The 5,231-nt window shown below is 60.0% G+C and carries 12 protein-coding genes and 1 pseudogene; 10 read left to right on the top strand and 3 right to left on the bottom strand.

Annotated elements, in window-relative coordinates:
• The 3 genes from RTK35_RS30345 to RTK35_RS30355 form a co-directional block, all read right to left on the bottom strand.
• A partial coding sequence (locus tag RTK35_RS30345; protein ID WP_316909743.1) for a hypothetical protein occupies window positions 1-278 on the bottom strand: 278 nt, incomplete at its 3' end.
• On the bottom strand, window positions 271-594 hold the full coding sequence (locus RTK35_RS30350; RefSeq protein WP_316909744.1) for a hypothetical protein: 324 nt from the start codon (window positions 592-594) through the stop codon (window positions 271-273). The genes RTK35_RS30350 and RTK35_RS30345, both read right to left, overlap by 8 nt.
• Window positions 595-777: 183 nt before the next feature.
• Window positions 778-996, bottom strand: coding sequence for a Cro/CI family transcriptional regulator (locus tag RTK35_RS30355; protein WP_316909745.1), 219 nt, complete (start codon window positions 994-996; stop codon window positions 778-780).
• A gap of 104 nt (window positions 997-1,100) precedes the next feature.
• Here RTK35_RS30355 and RTK35_RS30360 point away from each other — a divergent pair, with 104 nt between their 5' ends.
• The 10 genes and pseudogenes from RTK35_RS30360 to RTK35_RS30405 form a co-directional block, all read left to right on the top strand.
• Window positions 1,101-1,856 carry a LexA family transcriptional regulator gene (locus tag RTK35_RS30360; RefSeq protein WP_316909746.1) on the top strand — a complete coding sequence of 252 codons (756 nt, stop codon included), beginning with the start codon at window positions 1,101-1,103 and terminating at the stop codon, window positions 1,854-1,856.
• Window positions 1,857-1,939: 83 nt separating this feature from the next.
• Entirely contained in the window at window positions 1,940-2,308 is a 369-nt protein-coding gene (locus RTK35_RS30365) for a response regulator transcription factor (RefSeq protein WP_316909747.1), read from the top strand.
• Window positions 2,309-2,539, top strand: a complete 231-nt coding sequence (locus tag RTK35_RS30370; RefSeq protein WP_316909748.1) for a hypothetical protein — start codon at window positions 2,309-2,311, stop codon at window positions 2,537-2,539.
• Window positions 2,539-2,805: a hypothetical protein gene (locus RTK35_RS30375; RefSeq protein ID WP_316909749.1), complete on the top strand. Its 267-nt coding sequence runs from the start codon at window positions 2,539-2,541 to the stop codon at window positions 2,803-2,805. The genes RTK35_RS30370 and RTK35_RS30375 overlap by 1 nt, the downstream gene beginning before the upstream one ends.
• Window positions 2,802-3,497 (top strand): hypothetical protein, encoded by a 696-nt coding sequence (locus RTK35_RS30380; protein ID WP_316909750.1) that lies wholly within the window; start codon window positions 2,802-2,804, stop codon window positions 3,495-3,497. The genes RTK35_RS30375 and RTK35_RS30380 overlap by 4 nt, the downstream gene beginning before the upstream one ends.
• On the top strand, window positions 3,494-3,676 hold the full coding sequence (locus RTK35_RS30385) for a hypothetical protein (RefSeq protein WP_316909751.1): 183 nt from the start codon (window positions 3,494-3,496) through the stop codon (window positions 3,674-3,676). The genes RTK35_RS30380 and RTK35_RS30385 overlap by 4 nt, the downstream gene beginning before the upstream one ends.
• A 10-nt stretch (window positions 3,677-3,686) precedes the next feature.
• A complete protein-coding gene (locus RTK35_RS30390) occupies window positions 3,687-4,340 on the top strand; it encodes a hypothetical protein (protein WP_316909752.1) in 654 nt (217 codons plus the stop codon).
• Window position 4,341: 1 nt separating this feature from the next.
• On the top strand, window positions 4,342-4,536 hold the full coding sequence (locus RTK35_RS30395; protein ID WP_316909753.1) for a hypothetical protein: 195 nt from the start codon (window positions 4,342-4,344) through the stop codon (window positions 4,534-4,536).
• A 72-nt stretch (window positions 4,537-4,608) separates the two neighbouring features.
• Window positions 4,609-4,821 (top strand): hypothetical protein, encoded by a 213-nt coding sequence (locus RTK35_RS30400; protein ID WP_165668965.1) that lies wholly within the window; start codon window positions 4,609-4,611, stop codon window positions 4,819-4,821.
• Window positions 4,818-5,231 (top strand): annotated as a pseudogene (locus RTK35_RS30405) (integrase); the annotation flags it as partial. The gene RTK35_RS30400 and the pseudogene RTK35_RS30405, both read left to right, overlap by 4 nt.

The following is a 5,231-nucleotide window of genomic DNA, read 5'->3' on the forward strand; positions in this document are numbered from 1 at the left end:
CATCCAGAACTGGTTGCGCCAGTGAGACTTTGTCCTAACGCTGGCACCTGCAGATCTTCCAGCAGCGCGCTCAGGTCTTCCTGGGCGCACTTGGAGATAGTGAGAATGGCGAAATGGATGGAGGCCTGGCCCTGTACGCTGAGGCGGGGACCAGGCTCTGACCCTTCGTAGGCGGCGTCCTCAGACAGGATTTCTGCCAGCGATCCAATGGTGTAAATGCCTTCTTGCAGGCGTTCTGCCAACGCCTGAGATTCGCTGCGGATGGGGCGATTAACCATGAGCCACCTCCGCGCTTTGGGCGGACGTTCCTAGGCCCTGAAGCTCTTTAAGCTGGACGGTGAACACATCAGCCATTGCGTCCAGCCCTTCGCATACGTACTCGGCAGCCTTCATCCCTGCTCGGCAGAGCTGGCGGATGTGCTGCGTCGAGTCCATATCGCGGTCGATTGCCCGGAGAACTGAGATCAGTTCACGTGCACTGAGCAGCTCGAGTCGCATGCATTCGACGGCGTCGTATGCGATCTCTACTGCCGACTGGGACTCCTGCGACTCTTGCTTCTCGGGGGTCTCTTTGGTAATTTCGGGATGTGACATTTCCTCGCTCCTCTATAGCGATGAAGTACGACCACTCGCGCCAACGAGTGGGAAAAGAACCCGCCCGGCAAGGCGGGTTTTTTATGCCCAGAATTCAGTGAGCCTTTCTGCGCATAGTCCGGGATAACGGGTTTTGATCACGCCAAATACTGTTCAAATAAACAGGTATTTTTCTCCTCTTATTCACAGCGGTTGTTTTTCATATTCTTTACCCGCAGCCCTTTCACGGCTCGGGAAAGGGCGCTCTTCAACTGCAGAGATCGTTCCGTCTTCGGCAACAAGGACAAAGATCGAGCGCTGCATGCGTATCGCTTTGCTGATGGACGCCTGAGTGACGCCAAGCTGCTTAGCGACCTCCGACTGACGCCGTAAGGCGTATTGGGAAAGGGGGGTTCTGGTCATCGCCGCACCTTATTTTGGTAGCGACCCCAAGTATTCCTGCTGGCATTAATGCAAGTCAAGACGCGGCATTAGGTGAAAAATGCCATAGGTTTTAAGGTCTCAGGATGACTAGACGAAGCCTCACTCCCAACCAGCTGGCCGAATGCGCCGCCTTGAAGAGCATCTATTTCGAGAAAAAAGACGCGCTAGGCCTCACCCAAGAGCTTGCCGCCGAAAGGCTCGGCATGACTCAAGCCTCTTTCTCTCACTACCTGAATGGGCGCAACGGGCTGAACCTTGAGTTCGCCATAAAAGCTGCGGGGCTTCTTGAGGTTCCCGTGAGCGCGTTCAGCCCACGACTAGCGGTGAAGCTTTCCCAAGCCTCAGCTCCGGCCGATTTGGACGACAGAATTCTTGGTGACGTTCGGGTTCGATCAGGCGAGCAAGTAAAAAAGCCTGCGCCCCAGGAGTCAAAGGGATCTCATGGATATCCAGTCATCTCGTGGAGCTCACTAAGTACAGCATTTCTGCCAACCGGCGGCATACCAATTGAGATCATTGAGGGGTTCGTTAGCACAACCGAGAACGCTGGATCTGACGGCGTATGGATTCGTGTAAAGGGCCCCTCAATGAGAGCCGATGTTGCGCCGAGCTTCCCAGAGGGCACTCTCATTCTTGTCGCGCTTGAAGCCGCCCAGCCGGAAGACGGGCGCTTTTATCTTTTCAGGAACGAAGCAGGCGAGTTCGTCTTTCGACGCTTCCTTACTGAGGGGTCAGCCACGTACCTACTGCCTCTGAATCAAGCTTTTCAGCCTGAGCCGTATGGCGATTCCTGGCGAGTTATAGGGCGCGTGGTCGACGCAAAAATGCCTGGGCTATAAAAAAATATAACCACAGGCATTGACTAGTCAGTAATGCCAAAGCCATTATCTCTCCAGTGCATACGCCTCTGGAGGGAAGTCTCGTGGAAAAAATCTATTACGCCGGCCTTGTCGGGCGCATGGACAGCGGCATTGCCGAGCGCGAGCTTCGCTGCCTGCTTGCAATAGCTGCTGGCGAGACAGACAAACAGGCGGCTCTTGAAGCAGGCATTTCGCCTCGCACCGTAAAGGGCGCAGTCGAACGTGTGATGCATAAGCTTCACACCTACAAGCGCACCGCACTGGTAGCCGAGGCGTTCCGGCGCGGCATCATCGCTCCAGCTCTGTGCATGGTCATCGCTCTCCTGATGGGCCTTCATCACAATCCCAGCGCCGTCAGGCGCCCCAGCGCACCACGCCGCATCGAGACCTTCAGCGCTGTCCGCCGCATCGAATCGGCAGTGGTGGCGTAGATGGCCTGGAACCCGGACAGCCTCGACCTCCTCGCCCTGGACCTGCAGGAGCAGCTGCGCGACATCGGCGCCTTCTGCAACCACTGGAACCGGCCGGCGCAACGCGCCTTTGCTGAGTACCTGCAGGCACTGGGCAAGCCGATTGAGGCGATCACCGTTGCCGAGCTGCAGGCCGCCGCCAACCACTCCGAAGGGGTGGTGCGCCGCCTCGCCAACCGTGGTGCCCTGTGATGCTCAAGACCATCGCCCTGCTTGCCGCCGCCCTGCTGTGGCTCATCCTCGCCGCCGTCATGGCCCACCAGTTGGCACCGCTGATGCTCACCAGCGGACGGCCCGAGCTGGTCCTGCTGGCCTTCCTGCTTCCCCCTGCGTGGCTGATCCTGGGATTGGCCGCCTATATCAAGATCGCCGACTACGGCTGGCGGGGGCGCTGGGAGGCACCACTGCCCCCCGACGCCTTAGACCAGCCCGCGCCGGCCGTGAGGTGCTGGTCATGACAAGCCGTTCCTTCCTCCCCATGAAGCCCGAGCATCTGGATCGCTTGGCTGAGCTCTTTTCCATGCAGCACCTGAAGCCCAGGACACTCCTCTTGGTTGCGAGGCGACTGTCCAGGCAGGCAGACCTGCGCGGTCCCCTGGAGATCTACAGCGAGACCAAGAAGGCCCTTGAAGCCGATCACAGCTTCCAGGCGCGGCTCATGCTCAAGGACTGGGAAGCCTGGTGGAAAGGTGTGCGGACGTCGACCGAAGAGACTCGGCGCGCGCTTGGTAAATGGCTGCTGGGGGCTGAGTCCCTGCGGCTGTTCTCCGATCTCAGCTACTCGGACTTGTGCGACTGCCTCGGCATCAATCCGGTGCACCGCGTTGACCTCGATCCAGCGCCGAAGCCTGGTCGGCTCTTCTGGGACCTGTGCTTTGTCCACGGACTGGAAGACAGCGCCGCGAGCATGAGCGGCCGCCGGCAAAGCGACTTGAAGGATGGCCCGCTGTTCCACTGCCTGCTGACCATCATGATCGACAACATGGACAAGATGCCCGATCCGTTCGCCCCCGGCGGGCCGTTCTACGGCGTCCCCACCCGCCGCCTCTACCAGGACGGCACACAAACGATCCAGCGGCCGGCCCTGGTGGTGCACAGCAATGACGGCCGCAGCAGGACCATTGAGCGCGCACCGGAGGTGGTGAAGTGAGCGAGACGACTACCAACTTCTACCCGAAGGGTGGCCGTTGTTCAGCCTGCAGCAAGCGGTTGCATGACTGCTCAGCCCTTCCGTTCGACCAGATGCCGATCCATCGCCGCGAAGGCTGCGATGTGGTTGTGATCTGCACCCGTTTCCAGAAAGCCAAGGAGGCCCAGGCCGATGTGTGAGAAACCGGACATGCTGCTAGCCGACAAGGCAAGCCAGGAGGCGTATGCCGATGGATTGAAGCGCTTGGCTGGAGCTGATCAATCCGCCCGCATCGCCGAGCTTGAGCGGGAGTGCGAGAGGCTGAGGGAGCGCTTGGAGATCAACGACGAGTGCCCGTATGACGGCATTGCCACCCGCGACGCAGCCATGAAGTTCATGACCCAGGAGATCAACAGCCTCCGCTCCAAGCTAGAGAACGTATCCGAAGAGCACGATAAGGCATGGCGGCGCGCCGAGGCCAGCGAGCAGAACTTGCTGGCGTTAACCGCCGCGTTCACCGCCCCGCCTGCTGCTGGGGTGCCGGAGGGTTTCGTTGATGTTATGGCCGCTGTGTTTCGCGAGCTGGAGCACAGGCATGGCGACGAACGCGGTAATGCACCGCGTCATAGCCACACCATCCCCGGAGTGTGGGACGAAGATAACGGTGAACTGGCAGGGAAGCCTTGCGCATGGTGTGCACTGTGGAACAAGGGCAAGGAAATGATCAAGGCGGCGAGCACCCCCACCCCGACTGCATCCGAACAGCAGCAGCCGATCAGCGATGAGGAAGCCGTCAGGATTCTGCTGTCAGGTGGAACGCTGGTGTTTAGAGTCCCGCATCCGGTCAAGGGCGAGGGGGTGTGAGATGGCAGAGCGTCCCCTTACCTGGCTTTTCGGCCTTGGCTTCCTGGCCATGTTCATCATGTTCAACGTCGTCGTTTTCCAGCGCGACGAAGCCCGCCGGATGGCAATGCCCCAGATCACCACCGCGAACGGCGTGATCACACTCCAGTGCCCCGCCAGGCCCGACCTGGACAAAGAAGACCAGCCGAAGCAGTAGCGCACACACGCGCAGCGCCACGAAACGAAGCACGTGGAAACGTAGCGCGCAACGAAACACAGGAGGCACCCCATGACAGGCGAACGAATCCTTGAGTTCGAAGACCTGCAGAGGATCACAGGCTACACCAGGCGATCCGACGTCGAGCGCAGCATGCGCGCCCAGGGCATCAAGCTGTTCCTTGGCCGAAAGGGGCCATGGACTACGATTGACCTTATCAACGACGCCGGCGGCATCAAGGCCGCCTCGCAGCCCGATGGCTACAACCCGGACATCCTTGGATGAAGAGCGGCAGGAAGCGGCAGCACAACCCCAACATACCTGGCCACATTGACCAGGCCGCCCTCCCCCGTGGTGTCTACTTCGACCACAGGGGGAGCGGCACCTGGTACATGCTGTCCTTCAATGAGGCCGGCCGGCGCCAGCGGAAGAACCTCTGCGCAGCTGACGTCACTCTGTCGGAGCTCCACAAGCTGGTCGAGGAGATCCACGGCGTGGATCGCGACAGCCTGACCTACCTGTGCGAGCAGTTCCGCCTGAGCGACAAGTTCACCAGGCTGCAGAAGAGCAGCCAGGATGACTACGACTACTGTCGCGACGTGCTGGTCAGCCTGCCCACGAAGATCCCAGGCAAGACCCTGGGGCAGCTCGCCGTGAAGAAGTTCACCCCTCCCCTGATCCAGCGCCTGGTCGAC

It is taken from the genome of Pseudomonas sp. zfem003, from assembly GCF_032621675.1.
GTDB classification, from domain to species: domain Bacteria; phylum Pseudomonadota; class Gammaproteobacteria; order Pseudomonadales; family Pseudomonadaceae; genus Metapseudomonas; species Metapseudomonas otitidis.